The 21167-nt window shown below is 32.7% G+C and carries 16 protein-coding genes; all 16 read left to right on the forward strand.

Going from position 1 to position 21167, the window contains the following annotated elements; all coding sequences use genetic code 11:
* The first annotated feature begins 53 nt into the window (after window positions 1-53).
* Window positions 54-1811 (forward strand): 2-oxoacid:acceptor oxidoreductase subunit alpha, encoded by a 1758-nt coding sequence (locus LQ688_RS10995; RefSeq protein ID WP_064210912.1) that lies wholly within the window; start codon window positions 54-56, stop codon window positions 1809-1811.
* Window positions 1812-2678, forward strand: a complete 867-nt coding sequence (locus tag LQ688_RS11000; protein ID WP_017000473.1) for a 2-oxoacid:ferredoxin oxidoreductase subunit beta — start codon at window positions 1812-1814, stop codon at window positions 2676-2678. It abuts the gene before it with no gap.
* Between the two features lie 71 nt (window positions 2679-2749).
* Window positions 2750-3040 (forward strand): thiamine-binding protein, encoded by a 291-nt coding sequence (locus tag LQ688_RS11005; protein WP_017000472.1) that lies wholly within the window; start codon window positions 2750-2752, stop codon window positions 3038-3040.
* A 95-nt stretch (window positions 3041-3135) separates the two neighbouring features.
* Window positions 3136-4857 (forward strand): ABC transporter ATP-binding protein, encoded by a 1722-nt coding sequence (locus LQ688_RS11010; RefSeq protein ID WP_064210911.1) that lies wholly within the window; start codon window positions 3136-3138, stop codon window positions 4855-4857.
* Window positions 4857-6701, forward strand: coding sequence for an ABC transporter ATP-binding protein (locus LQ688_RS11015; RefSeq protein ID WP_214269849.1), 1845 nt, complete (start codon window positions 4857-4859; stop codon window positions 6699-6701). The genes LQ688_RS11010 and LQ688_RS11015 overlap by 1 nt, the downstream gene beginning before the upstream one ends.
* A 12-nt stretch (window positions 6702-6713) precedes the next feature.
* Entirely contained in the window at window positions 6714-7223 is a 510-nt protein-coding gene (locus LQ688_RS11020) for a GNAT family N-acetyltransferase (RefSeq protein WP_239752765.1), read from the forward strand.
* 106 nt (window positions 7224-7329) lie between these two features.
* Window positions 7330-8865 carry a tRNA (N6-isopentenyl adenosine(37)-C2)-methylthiotransferase MiaB gene (miaB, locus tag LQ688_RS11025; protein WP_017000468.1) on the forward strand — a complete coding sequence of 512 codons (1536 nt, stop codon included), beginning with the start codon at window positions 7330-7332 and terminating at the stop codon, window positions 8863-8865.
* Window positions 8866-9297 carry a YlbF/YmcA family competence regulator gene (locus LQ688_RS11030; RefSeq protein WP_017000467.1) on the forward strand — a complete coding sequence of 144 codons (432 nt, stop codon included), beginning with the start codon at window positions 8866-8868 and terminating at the stop codon, window positions 9295-9297.
* A gap of 490 nt (window positions 9298-9787) precedes the next feature.
* A complete protein-coding gene (gene mutS, locus LQ688_RS11035; RefSeq protein ID WP_064204838.1) occupies window positions 9788-12313 on the forward strand; it encodes a DNA mismatch repair protein MutS in 2526 nt (841 codons plus the stop codon).
* Between the two features lie 14 nt (window positions 12314-12327).
* Complete coding sequence (gene mutL, locus LQ688_RS11040) at window positions 12328-14316, forward strand: DNA mismatch repair endonuclease MutL (protein ID WP_239724873.1); 1989 nt, start codon at window positions 12328-12330, stop codon at window positions 14314-14316.
* A gap of 9 nt (window positions 14317-14325) precedes the next feature.
* Entirely contained in the window at window positions 14326-14859 is a 534-nt protein-coding gene (locus LQ688_RS11045) for a glycerol-3-phosphate responsive antiterminator (RefSeq protein ID WP_017000464.1), read from the forward strand.
* A gap of 162 nt (window positions 14860-15021) precedes the next feature.
* A complete protein-coding gene (locus LQ688_RS11050; RefSeq protein ID WP_017000463.1) occupies window positions 15022-15840 on the forward strand; it encodes an MIP/aquaporin family protein in 819 nt (272 codons plus the stop codon).
* A gap of 26 nt (window positions 15841-15866) precedes the next feature.
* Window positions 15867-17360: a glycerol kinase GlpK gene (gene glpK, locus LQ688_RS11055; RefSeq protein ID WP_017000462.1), complete on the forward strand. Its 1494-nt coding sequence runs from the start codon at window positions 15867-15869 to the stop codon at window positions 17358-17360.
* A 117-nt stretch (window positions 17361-17477) separates the two neighbouring features.
* On the forward strand, window positions 17478-19154 hold the full coding sequence (locus tag LQ688_RS11060; protein ID WP_017000461.1) for a glycerol-3-phosphate dehydrogenase/oxidase: 1677 nt from the start codon (window positions 17478-17480) through the stop codon (window positions 19152-19154).
* 136 nt (window positions 19155-19290) lie between these two features.
* A complete protein-coding gene (locus LQ688_RS11065; RefSeq protein ID WP_070045108.1) occupies window positions 19291-20229 on the forward strand; it encodes an alpha/beta fold hydrolase in 939 nt (312 codons plus the stop codon).
* 1 nt (window position 20230) lies between these two features.
* Window positions 20231-21160 carry a tRNA (adenosine(37)-N6)-dimethylallyltransferase MiaA gene (miaA, locus tag LQ688_RS11070; protein WP_135032257.1) on the forward strand — a complete coding sequence of 310 codons (930 nt, stop codon included), beginning with the start codon at window positions 20231-20233 and terminating at the stop codon, window positions 21158-21160.
* Window positions 21161-21167 lie beyond the last annotated feature (7 nt).

The following is a 21167-nucleotide window of genomic DNA, read 5'->3' on the forward strand; positions in this document are numbered from 1 at the left end:
GGGATTTTTTTGGTATGATGTGAATTGAGATATTATATGGGGGAGGCCATAAGATGAAATCACAAATTTCATGGAAAGTTGGCGGACAGCAAGGCGAAGGAATTGAGTCAACAGGTGAAATATTCGCAACTGCTATGAACCGTCAAGGATATTATTTATACGGATACCGTCATTTTTCTAGTAGAATCAAAGGCGGACACACAAACAATAAAATAAGAGTATCATCCACGCCAGTAAGAGCGATTAGTGATGATTTAGATATATTAATAGCATTTGACCAAGAAACAATAGATGTGAACTATCACGAAATGCAAAAAGGCAGTATTATCATTGCCGATGCAAAAGCAAAACCTGAAAATCCAGAAGATAGTAAAGCACAATTAGTGAGCTTACCGTTTACAGGCGTAGCTAAAGAATTAGGAACAGCGTTAATGAAGAACATGGTAGCTGTAGGTTCTACTTGTGCAGTCATGGATTTAGATACAGACGTATTTGAATCATTAATCAGTGATTTATTCAGTCGTAAAGGCGAAAGTGTCGTTAATTTAAACATTCAAGCGTTAAATGAAGGTTATAGATTAATGAAAGAAGAAATGGATTCATTAGAAAGTGAACATACTTTAGAGAAGAATGACTCTGATGGCCATTTATTTATGATAGGTAATGACGCGATTGGTTTAGGGGCAGTAGCAGCTGGAGTTAGATTTATGGCAGCTTATCCTATCACGCCAGCTTCAGAAATTATGGAGTACATGATTGATCGTTTACCAGAATTAGGTGGCGCCGTTATACAGACGGAAGATGAAATTGCTGCATGTACAATGGCAATTGGTTCTAACTATGCTGGTGTACGTTCATTTACATCATCTGCTGGTCCAGGATTATCATTGATGATGGAATCAATAGGTTTATCAGGAATGACTGAAACACCTTTAGTAATCGTTAATACTCAACGCGGTGGGCCATCAACTGGTTTACCAACTAAACAAGAACAGTCTGACTTAATGCAAATGATATACGGTACTCATGGCGATATTCCGAAAATTGTAATAGCACCAACAAGCGCAAGCGATGCGTTTTATTTAACGATAGAAGCATTTAACTTAGCTGAAGAATATCAATGTCCAGTTATATTACTTTCAGATTTACAATTATCTTTAGGTAAACAAACCGTTGAATCATTAGACTATGACAAAATTGAAATTCGTAGAGGCGCTCTAATAGAAGAAGACATGGAAACACCTGAAGATAAGGCGTACTTTAAACGTTATGCATTGACTGATTCTGGAATCTCTCCACGTGTTCTTCCTGGTACAAAAGGTGGTATTCACCATGTGACAGGTGTTGAACATAACGAAGAAGGAAAACCTTCTGAAGGTGCTGAAAACAGACAATTACAAATGGATAAACGTATGCGTAAAACAGCTCAATTATTAATCGATGAACCAGTTAAATCTAATGAAAAATATGATGAAGCGGATATTCTATATGTAGGATTCATTTCTACTATAGGAGCAATCGAAGAAGCAATTACAAGATTAGATAAGCAAAATGTAAAAGTTAATCATATTCAAATTAGACAATTACATCCATTCCCTACTGATGCTGTACAAGAAGCCTTTAATAAAGCTAAAAAAGTAGTTGTAGCTGAGCATAATTACCAAGGACAACTATCTAGCATTATCAAAATGAATGTAAATCATCAAGGTAAAATTATTAACCAAACAAAATATGACGGTACACCATTCTTACCGCATGAAATAGAAGATAAAGCTTTAGAAATCGCAAGTAATATGAAGGAGTTGATATAATTGGCAACATTTAAAGATTTTAGAAATAATGTTAAACCAAACTGGTGTCCAGGCTGTGGTGACTTCTCTGTGCAAGCAGCGATTCAAAAAGCAGCAGCAAATGTAGGATTGGAACCAGAAGAAGTTGCCATTATTACAGGTATAGGTTGTTCGGGTCGTTTGAGTGGTTATGTAAACTCATATGGTCTACACTCAATTCACGGACGTTCATTACCTTTAGCACAAGGTGTTAAAATGGCTAATAAAGATTTAACAGTAATTGCTTCAGGCGGCGACGGAGACGGATTTGCTATAGGTATGGGTCACACTATTCATGCTTTAAGAAGAAATATGGATATGACTTATATCATCATGGATAACCAAATTTATGGATTAACTAAAGGGCAAACTTCACCAAGTTCTGCTAAAGGTTTTGTTACAAAAACAACACCTAAAGGTAACATTGAACAAAACGTTGCACCTTTAGAATTAGCATTATCATCAGGTGCTACTTTTGTAGCGCAAAGCTTCTCAAGCGACATCAAAGAATTAACACATATAATTGAAGAAGCAATCAATCACAAAGGATTTTCATTTGTAAACGTATTTTCACCATGTGTAACATACAACAAAATAAATACTTATGATTGGTTTAAAGAGAATTTAACTAAATTAGCTGATATTGAGGATTATGATTTTTCAAATAAAAATCAAGCAATACAAACAGTGATGGATAAAGAATCTATGATTACAGGTATTATATATCAAGATAAAGAAACTCCATCATATGAACAACAATTAGAACAACTTGATGAAACACCACTAGTTAAAAAATCATTGAAGCTTGAAGAAAACCAATTTGAAGAGCTTGTTTCTCAATTTAAATAATTATATAATGAATACACTTTAAGCTCATAGTTTGTCTATGAGCTTTTTTTAATAAAAAGGGGGATTTTCAAATGACAAATACATTAATGAGCATTCAAATTATTCCAGAGCACGAAGATACAGGGGTAATACCTTTAGTTGATGAAGCAATAAGAATAATAGATGATTCTGGTTTAAAGTATCAAGTGAATCCTTTAGAAACTACTATTGAAGGGGATATGAATGCTTGCCTAATTTTAATAGAACAAATTAATGAGCGCATGGTTGAGTTGGAATGTAAAAGCATTATATCTCAAGTGAAGTTTTATCACGTTCCCGAAGGCATCATGATGGATACGTTAACGGATAAATATAGATCTTAATTAAGATAGTTTAATGAATGAACGTTATTTATTATAAATATAAAGGAGAAATGTATTATATTATATCGGTTTAAGGAGTAAAGGGGACGAAAGATATGAGAACTGTATTAAAATATATTAAACCGTATACGGGTCTGTTTATATTAGGTTTAATATTAATGTTAATAGAATTAGCAGTAGAATTAATCCAGCCTATTTTTATATCTGAAATAATAGACAATGGTATTTTAAAGAATGATTTAAACCACGTCTATCTTTATTTAGGCATTATGCTTGTTACAGGTCTTGTAGCTTTAGTGTCTGGGATATGGAATAGTTTTGTAGCTGGCCATGTTAGTCAAACTTTTGCATATGATTTAAGAACTGCACAATTTAGTAAAATTCAAACTTTTTCATTGGCAACATTAGAGAAGTTTAAAACTTCTAGTTTAATTACGAGGCTCACAAGCGATGTTAATAACTGTGATACAGCAGTATATATGTCTATAAGAATCATGTTAAGAGCCCCTTTGATGATTATTGGAAGTATCGTAATGAGCTTTATAGTTGAACCTAGGCTAGCGCTTTATTTGGTGATTGGAACGCCATTTATATTTATAATAATATTCTTTATTGCGCGCACGGGTTCTAAATTATTTACTAAGATACAAAGAAAATTTGATGAAATGAATAGATTTTTCCAACAAAATCTTGAAGCTGTTAGATTGATCAAAGCGAGTCAGACATCACACCAAGAAATTAATCAATTTAAAGAAAAAATAAAGGACATTAGACATAATTATACATACGCTTTAAGACTAATGGAATTGATTAATCCATCTTTACTATTTATTATTAATGCGAGTATATTAGCTGTCATTTGGTTTGGGTCTGATATGGTTAATAGTTCAACTCTAGAAGTTGGTAAACTGGTCGCAATCATCAATTATGGTATGAGAATGCAAGGTGGATTTGGTATGTTGGCATTTCTTATCATGACATTAAGTAGAATGAAGGCTTCCAGTGATCGAATAGAAGAAGTGCTTACTACTCCATCAGATGAATGGGTATTAGAAAAGAACGGTCACAAAGTGGAAAATCATGCTTATAGTATTAAATTCAATAATGTTTCATTTACTTATCCAAACGCTAATAAACCGGTACTTCACAATATTTCCTTCGAAGTTGAACCGAGAGAAACCTTTGCTATTATGGGTTCTACAGGTTCAGGAAAATCTACTTTACTGAGTTTAATTCCGAAAATTTATAGAACTAAACAAGGAGAAATTCTTTTAGATGGCAAGAATGTAGAAGACTGGGAAATTGAAGATTTACGAGACGCTATCGGATATGTACCACAAACTGCATTATTATTCTCAGGAACAATATATGAAAACTTGCAATTCGGAGACCCGAATGCTGAATTAGAAACGTTAGAAACTTCTACTCAAAAAGCACAAATACACAATTCTATCGAAGCATTTGATCATCAGTATGAAACGATGATTGGACAACAAGGTGTTACTTTATCTGGTGGTCAGAAACAAAGACTTTCTATTGCTCGAGCGCTTGTAAGGAAACCTGGTGTGTTAATACTTGATGATTCTACTTCTGCCTTGGATGTGAAGACGGAATCAGCTTTATGGGATGCACTTGAACATGAAGATACAACTAAACTGATTGTTACTCAAAAAATTTCTACAGCTAAAACAGCAGATCGAATTATGTTATTGGTAGATGGTCATATAGAAGCAATAGGTCATCATGAAGAATTATTAAAATCATCTAAACTTTATAATGAGATTGCTAACAGCCAAGAAAGTGCGGTGAATACATGATGGGCATTAAAAATCCGTACGGACATGAAACGGTTATAACGCCGGATGATATGTCTAAAAATAATACTAAGAAGAAAAAGAGAGCACGAGATACTAAAGGGACTTTATTAAATATTTGGCATTTAATTGATGAAAAACGTGTTCAACTCATCATTGTCATACTCATGATTATATGTTCATCTTCATTGAGTTTAGTAGGGCCATTTTTAATTGGTAGAATAATTGATACAAAAATTATCCCTAAAGACTTAAATGGATTATTAAAATATATCATTATATTGATATCTGTATATACTTTATTATCCATCACTTCTTATATAGGTTCGTATATGATGGTAAATATCGCACAACGAACAGTTTATTTATTAAGGGACAATTTATTTAGTCATTTTCAAAAGTTACCTGTTTCATACTTTGATAAAAAACAACATGGTGAATTAATGAGTAGAATGCAAAATGATATTGAAAATGTGTCACAAGTATTAAACTCCTCATTCATTCAATTTACTTCAAGCGTTGTAACGTTAATAGGAACATTATCTATCATGTTGTATTTAAGTCCATTATTAACTTTATTAACAGTAATCATTATACCTATCATGTTCATAAGTTTACGTTGGATTACAGCTAGAACAAGCGTGTTGTATTCGATGAGGCAAAAACAATTGGGTATTATGAACGGTTATATCGAAGAAATCGTGAATGGTCAAACTGTTGTAAAAGCTTTTTCTCAAGAGCATTATGTGATGGAAACATTTAATGAGAAAGCAGATAATGTTAAAGAATATAGCTTTTGGGCAGTAACATTTGGTGGATTAATACCTAAAGTAATGAATTATTTAAATAATTTAAGTTTTGCTATCGTAGCTGGGATAGGTGGTATATTAGCTTTAAATGAATCTGCCGGTGTAACAGTTGGTGTTATTGTTATTTTTGCAGAGTATGCAAGGCAGTTTACAAGACCGCTATCGGACTTAGCGAACCAATTTAATACGGTACTGTCTGCTATAGCCGGTGCGGAACGTGTATTCGACATTATGAATGAACCTGTAGAACAAGATTCAAAAGATGCTATAGATTTAAATAATATTGAAGGGAATATTAAATTTAACAATGTTAACTTCAGATATGATGAAGAACAAAAATCACCAACAATTAAAGATTTATCCCTTGAAATAAAAAGTGGAGAATCAGCTGCACTTGTAGGAGCTACTGGTGCAGGTAAAACAACAATCGTTCAATTGATTTTACATTATTACGATGTAGAATCTGGTGAAATTTTAATCGATGGAAAATCTATTGCTGAGATTACACGAGCTTCTTTAAGAAAAGAAATAGGCGTTGTATTACAAGACCCTTACTTATTTGATGGAACAATTCTAGATAATATCATGTATGGAACACCTAATGCGACAAAAGAAGAAGCTATAGAAGCGGCCAAAAAAGCAAATGCACATGATTTCATCATTAATTTAGAAAATGGATATAACACAGTACTAAAAGGTGAATCAGGCTCACTTTCTCAAGGTGAAAGACAGCTTATCTCAATTGCTAGATGTTTATTACAAGATCCAAAAATATTATTGCTAGATGAGGCAACAAGTAGCATCGATACCGTAACAGAAATTAAAATACAAGAAGCATTGGAAACTTTAATGGTAGGTAGAACAAGCATTATCATTGCACATAGATTAAATACAGTTAAGAAAGCAGATTTAGTATTTGTATTATCACATGGAGAAATTCTTGAATCAGGAACACAAGAAGAACTTATTGATAAACAAGGTGTTTACTATCACATGTTAAATGCTGGCGATGAAGAACAAATTCAAGAACTACAGTAAAGGAAGATGTGTATGGAGTTTCGTGAAATTAAAGAAGATATAAAACCTCTATTTAATGAATATATATCTGAGTGGTACGATAATAATGATAAAATAGTTCCTTGGAGTACGGACGTCCGCCATCATGGAGGATTTAATAGCATGTTGGAAATGCAAAATGAAGCCATAACCCCGCCAAAAAATAGTGATTTTGTTAGAGCCAAAACATTTGTATTAATAGATAGGGGCATCATTGTCGGAGCTGCGAATATTCGTTATCAATTGAACGATTGGTTACAGCAAGTTGGTGGTCATGTTGGTAACGGTGTAAGGCGTAGCGAAAGAGGTAAAGGTTATGCAACGACTATATTAAAATACGCTTTAGAGGAATTGAGAAATGATTTTGTTGAATATGCGTTGATTACATGTGATGAAGATAACTTTGGCAGTGCTAAAGTTATTGAACGTAACGGTGGTAAAGAAGATAAACCGTATATTTCAGAGAGTCAAAATGTAACAAAAAGATATTGGATTAAGTTATAAAAATTGTCATTTAAAATTTAATAAAGCGCTTTAACTTTTTTGCACTTTATGTTGAACTCTAATATAATATAAAGATAAATCAATATGGGCAGAAAGGGTTTTGACATTGAATGAAGAGCAAAGAAAACAAGGAGCGAATGCGAAGACGAAACCTAATTTAGAAAAAGATTATAGTAAATATTTCGAGCATGTTTATCAACCTCCTAACTTAAAGGACGCTAAGCAAAGAGGTAAATCAGAAGTTCAATATCATGATGATTTCAAAATAGATGAACGACATAGAGGAATGGGGAAAGGTCGTAAATTCTATATTAGAACGTATGGTTGCCAAATGAATGAGCATGATACAGAAGTAATGGCTGGTATTTTTCAAGCATTAGGTTTTGCACCGACTAATTCAGTAGACGATGCTGACGTTATCTTACTAAATACTTGTGCAATTAGAGAAAATGCAGAAAATAGAGTGTTTAGTGAAATCGGCAACTTAAAACATTTAAAACAAGAAAGACCAGATTGTTTAATAGGTGTTTGTGGTTGTATGTCTCAAGAAGAATCTGTAGTGAATAAAATACTAAAATCATACCAAAATGTTGATATGATCTTTGGTACGCATAATATTCACAGATTACCTGAAATTTTAGAAGAAGCTTATATGTCTAAAGCGATGGTTGTTGAAGTTTGGTCTAAAGAAGGCGACGTTATAGAAAACTTACCTAAAGTACGTAACGGTAGAATTAAAGCATGGGTAAATATCATGTACGGGTGCGATAAATTCTGTACATATTGTATCGTTCCATTTACAAGAGGTAAGGAACGTAGTCGTATGCCGGAAGAAATTATCGCCGAAGTGAGAGACTTGGCTAGACAAGGTTATCAGGAAATTTGTTTATTAGGACAAAACGTAAATGCTTACGGTAAAGACATAGAAGGTTTAAATTATGGTTTAGGCGATTTACTGAACGATATGACTAAAATTGATATACCTCGAGTTCGTTTTACAACGAGTCATCCATGGGATTTCGATGATCGATTGATTGAAGTGATAGCAGAAGGTGGAAACATTGTTCCGCATATTCATTTACCTGTTCAATCTGGTAATAATAAAGTCTTGAAAATAATGGGGCGTAAATATACGCGTGAAAGTTATTTAGAGCTTGTAAATAAAATAAAAGAAGCAATACCAGATATAGCATTGACAACTGATATAATAGTTGGATATCCTAATGAAACAGAAGAACAATTTTTAGAAACAATAGATTTATACCACGAAGTTGGATTTGAACATGCATATACTTATGTATATTCTCCAAGAGAAGGAACACCAGCAGCTAAAATGAAAGATAACGTTCCAGAAAAAGAGAAAAAACAAAGATTACAACGTTTAAATAAAGTAGTCGGTGAATATGCTGCTCAATCATTAAAACCTTATGAAGGCCAAGAAGTATATGTACTTTGTGAAGGATCAAGTAAGAGAGATGAAACAGTATTAGCTGGTTACACTGAGAAGAATAAATTAGTAAACTTTAAAGCACCTCAAGATGTGATTGGTAAAATAGTAAAGGTTAAAATTACAGAAGCTAAACAATATTCATTAAATGGTGAATTTGTTGAAGTTGTATCTAAAGAAAAGGTGGTACATTAAATGTATACAAAAGATGATATACTAGACCAAGCACGTAAACTTGGAAAAATGATGTCAGAAACAGAAGAAGTTGAATTTTTTAAACGTGCGGAAGCACAAATTCACGAAAACCAAACTGTTCGTGAAAAAATGGCAAGTTTAAAATCACTGCAAAAACAAGCAGTTAATTTCCAAAACTATGGTAAAGATAAAGCTTTAGCAATGGTAGAAGAAAAAATAGCTAATATCGAAAAAGAATTAGATGACATGCCGATTGTAAGTGAATTTAAAGAAGCTCAAGGAGAAGTGAATGAACTTCTGCAAATGGTTTCACATTCAATTAGCCATACTGTTACAAATGAAATTATTGAATCAACTGGTGGTAACCAATTAACTGGTGAAACTGGTGCAGCTATGAAAAATGCACCTAATGCTAGTAGCTGTTCACACTAAAACAATAATTTAATAACTAAATTATATATTTACAAGCTTTGGTATAAATCCTTAGCTCAAAATAATTCTCCTAATCTGTTGGACTTTTAATTAACAGATTAGGAGAATTTATTTATATAGGAGTAGGGCAGAAATTATATAAAAAGATTTCTTTACCGCCCCAGTCAGCTACTGTCTAAATAATGAATGAGTCCGATATAAATGTCCCAGCCTCTTCTATAATAATGTTATTTTGAAAGTGTGTGTTTGTATGAAATATGAAGTGAATTTTAAGTCTAACGAGCTAGTTAGAAAAAACTTGCCCGTTAGAGAGGTCACTCTCTTCTTATTCATTGTAAATAAAAAGCAATGCTCACCTATGTAACAAAATTCGAGACAGTTGTTATGTGCTAGCTTAATTCTTTATATTATAATTAACCATACTCGTGTATTGTTGAAAATTTTGATAAAATAGACGAATCCAAAGTTAAATAAAGGAACGTGAAGAAAGATGTCTAAACCAACGCCAATGATGGCTCAATATTTAAAAATAAAATCTCAATATCAAGATACTTTATTATTTTTCAGATTAGGTGACTTCTATGAAATGTTTTACGATGACGCTATTGAAGCATCTAGAGTACTTGAAATTACTTTGACGAGACGTGATGCTAAAAAAGACCCAATACCTATGTGCGGTGTTCCATATCATTCAGCTTCAGGATACATAGAAAAACTTATTTCTAAAGGTTATAAAGTTGCCATCTGTGAGCAAATGGAAGATCCAACTCAAACAAAAGGTATGGTAAGACGAGAAGTAGTACAAGTCATCACACCTGGAACTGTGATGGAACAAAAAGGTATGGATGAGAAAACGAATAATTATATTCTCAGTTTTATTAAAGAAGATGGTGAATTTCATTTAAGTTATTGTGACGTGACTACAGGAGAATTAAAGACAACATCTTTTGAAGATGAAACAACTTTAATCAATGAAATTACGACAATACATCCGAATGAAATTATCGTGAATAAAGTTTTACAAGATTCTTTATATAAACAAATCCAACTAATTACTGAAACGATTACTGTAGTTGAAAGTTATGAAGAAAGAGAATATGACGTTATAAAAGGAACGTCTAAACCTCAAGCGACTTCGTTAATATATTTATTAAATTATATACATGATAATGGTAAGCGAGAAATGCCTCACATAGAAGACGTTGTCGTATATCGTGCACTAGACTATATGAAGATGGATTTTTATGCAAAAAGAAACTTAGAACTTACTGAAAGCATCCGATTAAAATCTAAAAAAGGTACTTTATTATGGTTAATGGATGACACTAAGACACCAATGGGTGCTAGAAGGTTAAAACAATGGATTGATAGACCTTTAATCAAACAACATGATATAGAACAAAGGTTAAATGCAGTAGAACAATTTGTTAATGGTTTCATAGAAAGAGATGAATTAAGAAGTTATTTAAATATGGTGTATGATATAGAAAGACTAGTAGGTCGAGTAAGTTATGGAAATGTTAATGCGAAAGACCTCGTACAATTAAATTATTCTATAAAACAAATTCCATATATTAAAGAAATTATTGAACGACTAGATTCAACATCTGTTAATCGATTTAAAGCTTTAGAACCTCTCGAAGACTTAGAAGAACTTTTAGAAGAGAGCTTAGTCGAAGATCCGCCATTGTCCGTTAAAGAAGGTGGCTTATTTAAAACTGGGTATAATGCTGAACTTGATAAATTCAAAGAAGCTTCAACGAATGGTAAGCAATGGATTGCTGAATTACAGTTGAAAGAAAGAGAACGTACCGGTGTTAAGTCATTAAAAGTAAGTTTTAATAAAGTATTCGGATATTATATTGAAATTACAAAAGCTAACTTAAATAGTGTAGATACAGATGCATTAGGTTACCAACGTAAACAAACATTATCTAATGCTGAGCGCTTTGTAACTGAAGAATTAAAAGAAAAAGAATCTATCATATTAGGTGCAGAAGATAAAGCAATAGAATTAGAATATCAATTATTCTTAGAATTAAGGCAACGTGTTAAAGCTTATACTGAAAAGTTACAAGCACAAGCGAAATTATTATCAGAAATAGATTGTTTACAAAGTTTTGCTGAAATAGCTCAAAAATACCATTATACAAGACCGTTATTTAGCGAAGATAAAACTTTATCGCTTAAATCATCTCGTCATCCAGTTGTAGAGAGAGTCATGGATCATAATGATTATGTGCCAAATGATTGTTATTTGAACCAAGATGGTTTTATATATTTAATTACAGGACCAAATATGTCTGGTAAAAGTACGTATATGAGGCAAATAGCTATAATTAGCATTATGGCTCAAATGGGAGCTTATGTTCCAGCAGATTATGCGCTATTGCCAATATTTGATCAAATATTTACGAGAATCGGAGCAGCGGATGATTTAGTCTCTGGTAAGAGTACATTTATGGTTGAAATGTTAGAAGCTGAAAAAGCAATGGTAGGAGCAACTGAAGACAGTTTAATTATTTTTGATGAAATTGGTCGAGGAACATCTACATTTGACGGGTTAGCTTTAGCACAATCCATGATTGAATATGTGCATCATAATACTAAAGCTAAAACATTATTCTCTACGCATTATCATGAGTTAACACATTTGGACGAAACTTTATCTGGACTTAAAAATATACATGTAGCTGCACAAGAGTACCAAGGTGAATTAATCTTTCTGCATAAAGTTAAAGAAGGTGCAGTAGATCAAAGTTATGGTATTCATGTAGCAAAACTAACTGATTTACCAGATGAAATTATCGAAAGAGCAAATGTTATTCTAGAAGAACTAGAATCCAATACGCGTGTTGAGCGCAATGAACAAACGTTTGAACAGCCATCTTTCCAATTATTCGAAGAACAAACACCTTCAAAAGTTGAAAAACAAATAAAATCTATGGATTTAATGAATATGACGCCAATTGAAGCTTTAACTAAACTTCAAGAAATTCAAAATCAAATTAAATAGAAAGTGTGAATGCATTGGGAAAAATTAAAGAACTTGAATTATCCTTAGCCAATAAAATAGCAGCTGGAGAAGTGGTTGAAAGACCAGCTTCAGTTGTTAAAGAGTTGTTGGAAAATGCTATAGATGCACAAGCAACACAAATTGACATTACAATTAAAGAATCAGGTATACAATCAATAAGAGTTGTAGATAATGGCACAGGCATAGATGAAGAGGATATCGGTAAAGCTTTTGGTAGGCACGCTACAAGTAAAATTGATAACGATTATGATTTATTCCATATTAGAACTTTAGGATTTAGAGGTGAGGCTTTAGCGAGTATATCCTCAGTCAGTAAAGTAACTATGAAAACTTGTACAGATGGTCTATTAGGTCATGAAGTCCATGTTGAAAATGGAGAAATAATTAAACAACAGCCAGCTAAAGCTAAAAAAGGAACTGATATTCTTGTTAGTGAATTGTTCTATAACACACCTGCAAGATTAAAATATGTAAAAAGTTTATATACTGAATTAGGGAAAATTACAGATATCGTTAACCGAATGGCGATGAGTCATCCGCACATAGCGTTTAACTTAGTTTCTGATGAAAAAACAGTCATATCGACAAATGGCTCTGGCCGTACAAATGAAGTAATGGCTGAAATATATGGTATGAAAATCGCGAAAGATTTAGTTGAAATTAAAGGTGAAACTGAAGACTATGTTATGCACGGATTCGTTTGTAAACCAGAACATACAAGAAGCAATAGGCATTATATTTCTATATTCATAAATGGGCGTTATATTAAGAATTTTGTATTAAATAAGGCGATTATTGAAGGTTATCACACACTTTTACCAATTGGTCGATATCCTATCGTTTACTTAAATATTGAAATGGATCCAATTTTAGTTGATGTGAATGTGCATCCAACTAAATTAGAAGTTAGACTTTCAAAAGAACAGTCGTTGTTCGATTTAATTAATCATAAAATTAAAGAAGCATTTAGAGGATTATCTTTAATACCTGGTACTTCGTTAGAGAAGCATCAACAAAAGAAATCTCAGAAAGAAATATTTGAACAACAACGTTTAGATTTTGAAGCAAAAAATCGAACAGAAACATCATCTGAGAATCATTCTCCTACAACACCAAATTTTACAAACTCAATAAATGATCCTAAACCTATTATTTCTGAAACAGAAAAAAGTGAACCATCATCACAATGGCATTTTAAACCGAAAGAGAATAATTCTTATATACAAGAAGAACAAGGCGCTCATCACGTAGAAGATGAAGAACAAGAAAATAAAAATCCGGAAAATGAGTTTAATATTGAAAAAGAAGAACCAATTTTGCGAGAAGAAACAGAACAAATACAATACGATCAAGACACATACGAATTACCACCTGAACAACATGAAACGCAAGATAAACCTAGAGTTCCTTATATGGAAGTAGTAGGGCAAGTTCACGGCACATATATCATCGCGCAAAATGATACAGGTATGTTTATGATAGATCAACACGCAGCTCAAGAACGTATTAAATATGAGTATTTCAAAGAGAAAATTGGTGAGGTAACAAACGAGACTCAAAGTTTATTATTACCTTTAACTTTTAATTTTTCTAGAGATGAACATATGATTATAGAAAAATACTTTCAACCATTGAAAGAAGCAGGAATATTTTTAGAACCTATTGGTCATCATGATTATATGGTTAGTGAATATCCTGTATGGTTACCTCAAGTTGAAGCAGAAGAAGTCATTAAAGATATGATTGATTATGTATTAAAACATGAGCGTGTAGATATTAAGAAACTTAGAGAAGATGCGGCAATCATGATGAGTTGTAAAAAATCTATAAAAGCGAATCATTATTTAAGAAATCATGAAATGGCTCATTTAATAGACGAGTTAAGAGAAACAACTGATCCATTCACTTGTCCGCATGGTAGACCAATTATTATAGAATTAACGACTTATGAACTAGAAAAGTTATTTAAACGTGTAATGTAGGAGGATAATATGAACGAGCATTTATTACCCGCAATTCGCTCTATGAAAGATATGGAAAAGTTTTTTAAGTTAGATTATAAAAGATGTGTTTTATTAGATACTCATATTGGTCATTTACAAGGTATCTTAAATCAAATGAAGAAAAACGATAAAGAAGTTATGCTGCATATAGATTTAATTAAAGGATTATCAAATGATGAAGCGGCTGTTGAATATATTATTCAGCAATTTAGACCGCATGGTGTTATTTCTACTAAGACAAAAGTTATTAGAAGAGCTAAAAAGTTAAATACACTTACAACTTTAAGAGTATTTATATTGGATAGTACTGCTTTAAGTAGAAGTATAGAATTGATTAAACAAGCTGATCCGGATTTCGTTGAAGTATTACCTGGAGTTGCTGCGAAAGTAATAAAAGAAATTAGTGAAAAGACTGGGAAAAGTATTATAGCTGGTGGTTTAATTAACACTGAAGAAGAAATACAATTAGCTATTGAAAGCGGTGCAAAGTATATAACGACAAGTGATACAGAAATTTGGTAAGTCGATTTGACAACGTTTTCATTAAGTATTATACTCTTAAGTAAGTTAATATATGAGATGAGTAAATGAGACCTCTACGTGGATATCTATGCAATGAATTTGTATAGGTTTGTGTAGGGGTCTTTTTATGTATTAGCAAGAATCTATAGGAGGTTGTTTAATATGAGTGAATTTTTGGCAGAATTAGTAGGTACTGCCATATTAACTTTATTTGGTGGCGGTGTTTGTGCTAACGTCAACCTAAAAGGGACTTTAGGTAAAGGTGCTGATTGGATAGTTATTTCATTAGGTTGGGGTTTAGCCGTAATGTTAGGTGTTTATGCAGTAGGTAATGTGTCGGGAGCGCATTTAAACCCTGCAGTAACGTTAGGATTTGCAATTGATGGATCATTCCCTTGGTCTAAAGTTATTCCGTTTATTATTGCACAAATGATTGGTGCAATGATCGGTGCAGGTTTCGTTTGGGCTTCTTACTTACCTCACTGGAAAAAAACTGAAGATCAAGGTGCGAAGCTTGGAGTATTCTCTACGGGACCTTCATATCCAAACTATATCGCAAACTTCTTAAGTGAGATTATTGGAACTATGATCTTAGTTATGGGATTATTATTTATAGGAGCTAATAAATTTACAGATGGTTTAAATCCAGTAATAGTTGGTTTATTAATCGTAGCGATTGGTTTAAGTTTAGGGGGAGCTACAGGTTATGCTATTAATCCAGCGCGTGATATCGGTCCTCGTATTATGCATATGTTATTACCTATTCCAGGTAAAGGTGATTCTAACTGGAAATACTCACCGGTACCTATTTTAGGTCCAATCGCTGGTGGTATGTTTGGCGCAGCTTTATATAACATTTTATTTAACGGGATCGTTAATGGATTTATCATTTTCTCAATCATCTTTACTGTCGTTGTAGTGTTATTCGGTATAGTATTGAATAAAGCAATTCTTAAAGATGAAACTTCAGAGATTCTGTAATATACAAAATATTAGGAGTGTTTAATATGGAAAAATATATTTTATCAATTGACCAAGGAACGACAAGTTCAAGAGCGATTTTATTTGATAAAGACGGGACAATTCAATTTGTAAGCCAACGTGAGTTTAAGCAATACTTTCCAAAAGGTGGTTGGGTAGAACATGATGCAAATGAAATTTGGACATCAGTTTTATCCGTTATTGCAAGTGTATTAAACGAGAATAATATTTCCCCTGAACAAATTGAAGGTATCGGAATTACAAACCAAAGGGAAACTGCAGTTGTGTGGGATAAAAATACTGGACGTCCTGTATATCACGCAATTGTATGGCAATCAAGACAAACACAAGACATTTGTGCTGAGTTAAAATCTAAAGATTTAGAGCCAATTTTCAAAGATAAAACTGGTTTACTATTAGATCCATATTTCTCAGGTACGAAAGTAAAATGGATTTTAGATAATGTTGAAGGTGCTAGAGAAAAAGCTGAAAATGGCGATTTATTATTCGGTACAATTGATACATGGCTAATTTGGAAATTCACTGGTGGCACGCACATTACAGACTATTCAAATGCTAGTCGTACTTTAATGTACAATATTTATGATTTAAAATGGGATGAAGAGCTATTAGAATATTTAACTGTACCTTCATCAATGTTACCTGAAGTAAAACCTTCAAGTGAAGTTTACGGCTATACACAAGAACATCATTTCTTCGGTGAAAAAATTCCAATTGCAGGTGTAGCAGGTGACCAACAAGCTGCTTTATTTGGACAAGCATGTTTCGAAAAAGGTGAAGTTAAAAACACATACGGTACTGGTGGTTTCATGTTAATGAACACTGGTGAAAAAGCAGTTAAATCAGAAAGCGGTTTATTAACAACATTAGCATACGGTTTAGATGGTAAAGTTAATTATGCACTTGAAGGTAGTATATTCGTATCTGGTTCAGCTATCCAATGGTTAAGAGACGGTTTAAGAATGATTAAATCAGCACCAGCTTCTGAAGATTATGCTAAACGTGTTAAATCAACAGAAGGTGTTTATGTAGTACCAGCATTCGTTGGTTTAGGTACACCATATTGGGATGCTGACGCACGTGGTGCAATATTTGGTTTAACTCGAGGTACTGAAAAAGAACATTTCATTAGAGCTACTTTAGAATCATTATGTTATCAAACTCGTGACGTATTAGAAGCAATGGAAAAAGATTCAGGTATTACTGTAGAAACTTTAAGAGTAGATGGTGGAGCTGTTAAGAATGATTTCTTAATGCAATTCCAAGCTGATATTGTAAATACACCTGTTGAAAGACCAGAAGTAAGTGAAACAACAGCATTAGGTGCTGCATACCTAGCAGGTTTAGCAGTTGGATTCTGGAAATCAAAAGATGAAATACAAGAAAGATGGAAATTAGAAACTGAATTCAAACCAGAACTTGAAGAAGAAGAGAGAGAATCTCTTTATAAAGGTTGGAAAACAGCAGTTAAAGCCACTCAAGCTTTTAAATTAGATTAAGTTGTGTTATCATTAAGGTAAGTTAATATTCCGTAGAGATGTGAGAGGCTTTGTTCATACAATTTAATTTGTAGGGATAAGTCTCTCATTTTTTTACATTTATAGGAGGAAATGGTTATGCAACAATTATCAGCATTAAATCGTAATCAAGTTAAAGATCAACTTAAAAGTAAAGAATATGATGTCGTTATTATAGGTGGAGGTATTACAGGTGCAGGAATCGCACTTGATGCTTCACAACGTGGTATGAAAGTCGCTTTAGTAGAAATGCAAGACTTTGCTCAAGGTACAAGTTCTAGAAGTACTAAATTAGTACATGGTGGTTTACGTTACTTAAAACAACTTCAAGTTGGAGTAGTAGCTGAAACTGGTAAAGAAAGAGCAATTGTATATGAAAATGGACCTCACGTAACAACACCTGAATGGATGTTATTACCGATGCATAAAGGTGGAAGTATGGGGCCATTTTCAACTTCTATTGGATTAAAAGTATATGACTTTCTTGCAGGTGTTAAAAAATCAGAACGCCGTTCAATGTTAAATAGAGACGAAACTATCGAAAAAGAACCACTTGTTAAACAAGATGGCCTTAAAGGTGGCGGTTACTATGTTGAATATCGTACTGATGATGCACGTTTAACAATTGAAGTAATGAAACGCGCACGTGAATTTGGAGCAGATATCATCAACTATGCTAAAGCAAATCAATTCTTATATAATAAGAAAAATAAAGTTTCAGGTGTAGAAGTGACAGATTTACTTCACAATGAAATGTTTGAAATTAAAGGTAAAAGAGTTATTAACGCTGCAGGACCTTGGGTAGATGACGTTAGAAGTAAAGACTATTCTACTAATAATAAACAATTAAGACTTACTAAAGGTGTACACATTGTTATTGATCAAAGTGTCTTCCCATTAGGACAAGCAGTATACTTTGATACTGAAAGTGATGGCAGAATGATTTTCGCTATTCCTAGAGAAGGTAAAGCATACGTTGGTACAACTGACACTGTATATGATAACGATAAATCTTCACCTAAAGTTACTGAAGAAGATCGTCAATATTTACTAGATGCAATTCGTTATATGTTCCCTACAGTTAAAGTTGAAGATAGTGATATCGAGTCAACTTGGGCTGGTGTAAGACCTCTTATCTTTGAAAAAGGAAAAGACCCTTCTGAAATTTCTCGTAAAGATGAAATATGGGAAGGCGACTCAGGTCTATTAACAATAGCTGGTGGTAAGTTAACAGGTTACCGTCACATGGCTCAAGATATTGTAGATTTATTAAGTAAACGATTAAAAGAAGAATACAAATTGAAATTCAAACCTTGTGAGACTAAGCATACTTATATTTCTGGTGGTAACGTAGGAGGAAGCAATAACTACGATGCATTTGTTGAAAGTAAAGTAGAAGAAGCTAAAAACTACAATCTTTCTGAAGATGTGGCACGTTACTTAGCTAGAAAATATGGTTCAAACGTAGATGAAGTATTTGAAATTGCACATGCTACGCAAGTTGCTGACTTAGATTTACCTGTTGAAGTTTATGCAGAAGTTATCTATAGTATTCAAAAAGAAATGGTGCATAAACCAACTGACTTCTTAGTACGTCGTTCAGGTAGATTATACTTTGATATCAATTACGTATTAGAATATAAAGATGGTATCTTAGAAGTTATGGCTAAAGTTCTTAACTACGATGCAGATACTAAACGCGTATACAAACAAGAATTAGAAAAAGCAGTTAAAGAAGCGATTAACCCAAATGATCAACCTGCAATTGCTAAATAATTAAAGATTACAAATAACGCACCCAAAAAGTGAGATTTTCTCTTGATTTTTTGGGTGCATTTTTATGTATGAAAGCAATGTATTTTTAAGCAGTATAGAATTTGCTATAATAACGGTTGAGGGAGGCGTACGTATCTTGAGAAGATTTAATCACATGATAACATTATCATCTGGCCAAACATTAGAAGTGACGATTGATAAAACTGATGAAAAACCAATAGGTATCTTACATATTTTACATGGTGTTTCAGAACATAAAGATAGATATGATGGCATAGTAGAGTATTTTTGTAAAAGAGGTTTTCATGTTATTAGGCATAATCATCGTGGCCACGGTAAAAAAATTGAAGAATCTACTAGAGGTCATTTTAATAGTTTAAAAGAATTAGTAGAAGATTTAAAAGAAATTAGAGATACTTTCAAACCTGAATTGAACAATGACTTGCCCTATATTCTGTTAGGTCACTCTATGGGATCTTTAGTAGCAAGAAAATATGTTCATGATTATCCGGATGATGTTAATATATTAATTTTATCCGGCACTGTTGTCTATTCAAATATTCAAGGTAAATTAAATTTATATGGATTAAAATTTGTTAATCTGTTTTTAGGTAATCGTACTAAATCTAAACTTATTAATAACTTAGCCTTTAAGACGCCTAATAGAAAACATAAAGAATTAAATAAAGATAATAATTGGATTAGCGAAAGTGAAGAAAATAAAAAGATTTACGAAGAAGATCCTTATACTGGGTATTCAGTATCTCACAGAGTCTTTTTAGAAACAGTGAAAGCGGCTGAACAATCCAAAAAATCAAGCTATATCAAAAAACAAAACCTCAATATGCCTATATTACTGCTTTCTGGTAAAGAAGATCACTTTGGAGGTTTTGGAACAGGTATTAAAAAGCTTGCCACGTTATATAAAAGAAATGGCGTTAAACATGTCACTGTACAATTATATAAAAATAAAAGACATGAAGTATTATTTGAAACGAACCAATTTGTAGTATACGAACACATCTTTAATTGGTTGATGACGCAAATTAAACAATTAGAAAAAGAGGAACAATAATATGTCGAAAAAACCGTTAATCGCAATAGTAGGTCCAACAGCAGTTGGTAAAACTGAACTTAGTATACGATTAGCTCAAGCTTTAAATGGTGAAGTTATCAATGGTGATGCATTTCAAATTTATAAAGGATTAGATATAGGTACAGCAAAAGTAACAGAAGATGAAAAAGAAGGCATAAAACATCATTTAGTGGATGCATACAATCCAGATGAGCCTTATTCTGTGTACAAGTTTAAAGAAGATGTTTCCAATATAATCGATGATATTCATAATAGAGGAAAACTTCCTATATTAGTAGGTGGGTCTGGTTTATATGTTCAGTCAGTACTGTATGATTATCATTTAGAAAAAGAAGAAATCACAAGTGAAGAATTGGAAAAAATTAATAATAAATTTGATGAATTATCGAATTATACAAATATTGAATTGCACAATTATTTAAAAGAATTTGATCCAGAAACTGCGTCATCAGTGCATCCAAACAATCGTCAAAGAGTAGAAAGAGCCATAGAGTACTACTTGAAGACTAAAAAAACATTAAGTGAAAGAAAGAAAAGCCAGACATTTTCTGGAAAATATGGTACATTATTAATTGGGATAGACATGTCGCGCGAAACTTTATATGAAAGAATTAATATGCGTGTTGACATGATGTTGGAGCGAGGATTATTAAGAGAAGTGTCTAATCTCGTTGATATGGGGTATGAACATTCACAAAGTATGCAAGCAATTGGATACAAAGAGTTAATACCCGTTGTAAAAGGAGAAAAAGACATAGATATTGCAATAGAACAAATCAAGCAGAATTCAAGAAGATACGCCAAACGTCAATTGACATGGTTTAAAAATAAAATGAATGTAACTTGGTTTCGACGGGATGAACAGTCTTTATCAGAAATCGCAGACAACGTAATCCAATTATCCAAGTGAAGGGGAA

This window comes from Mammaliicoccus sp. J-M40 (assembly GCF_022386395.1).
Taxonomy (GTDB): Bacteria; Bacillota; Bacilli; order Staphylococcales; family Staphylococcaceae; genus Mammaliicoccus; species Mammaliicoccus lentus.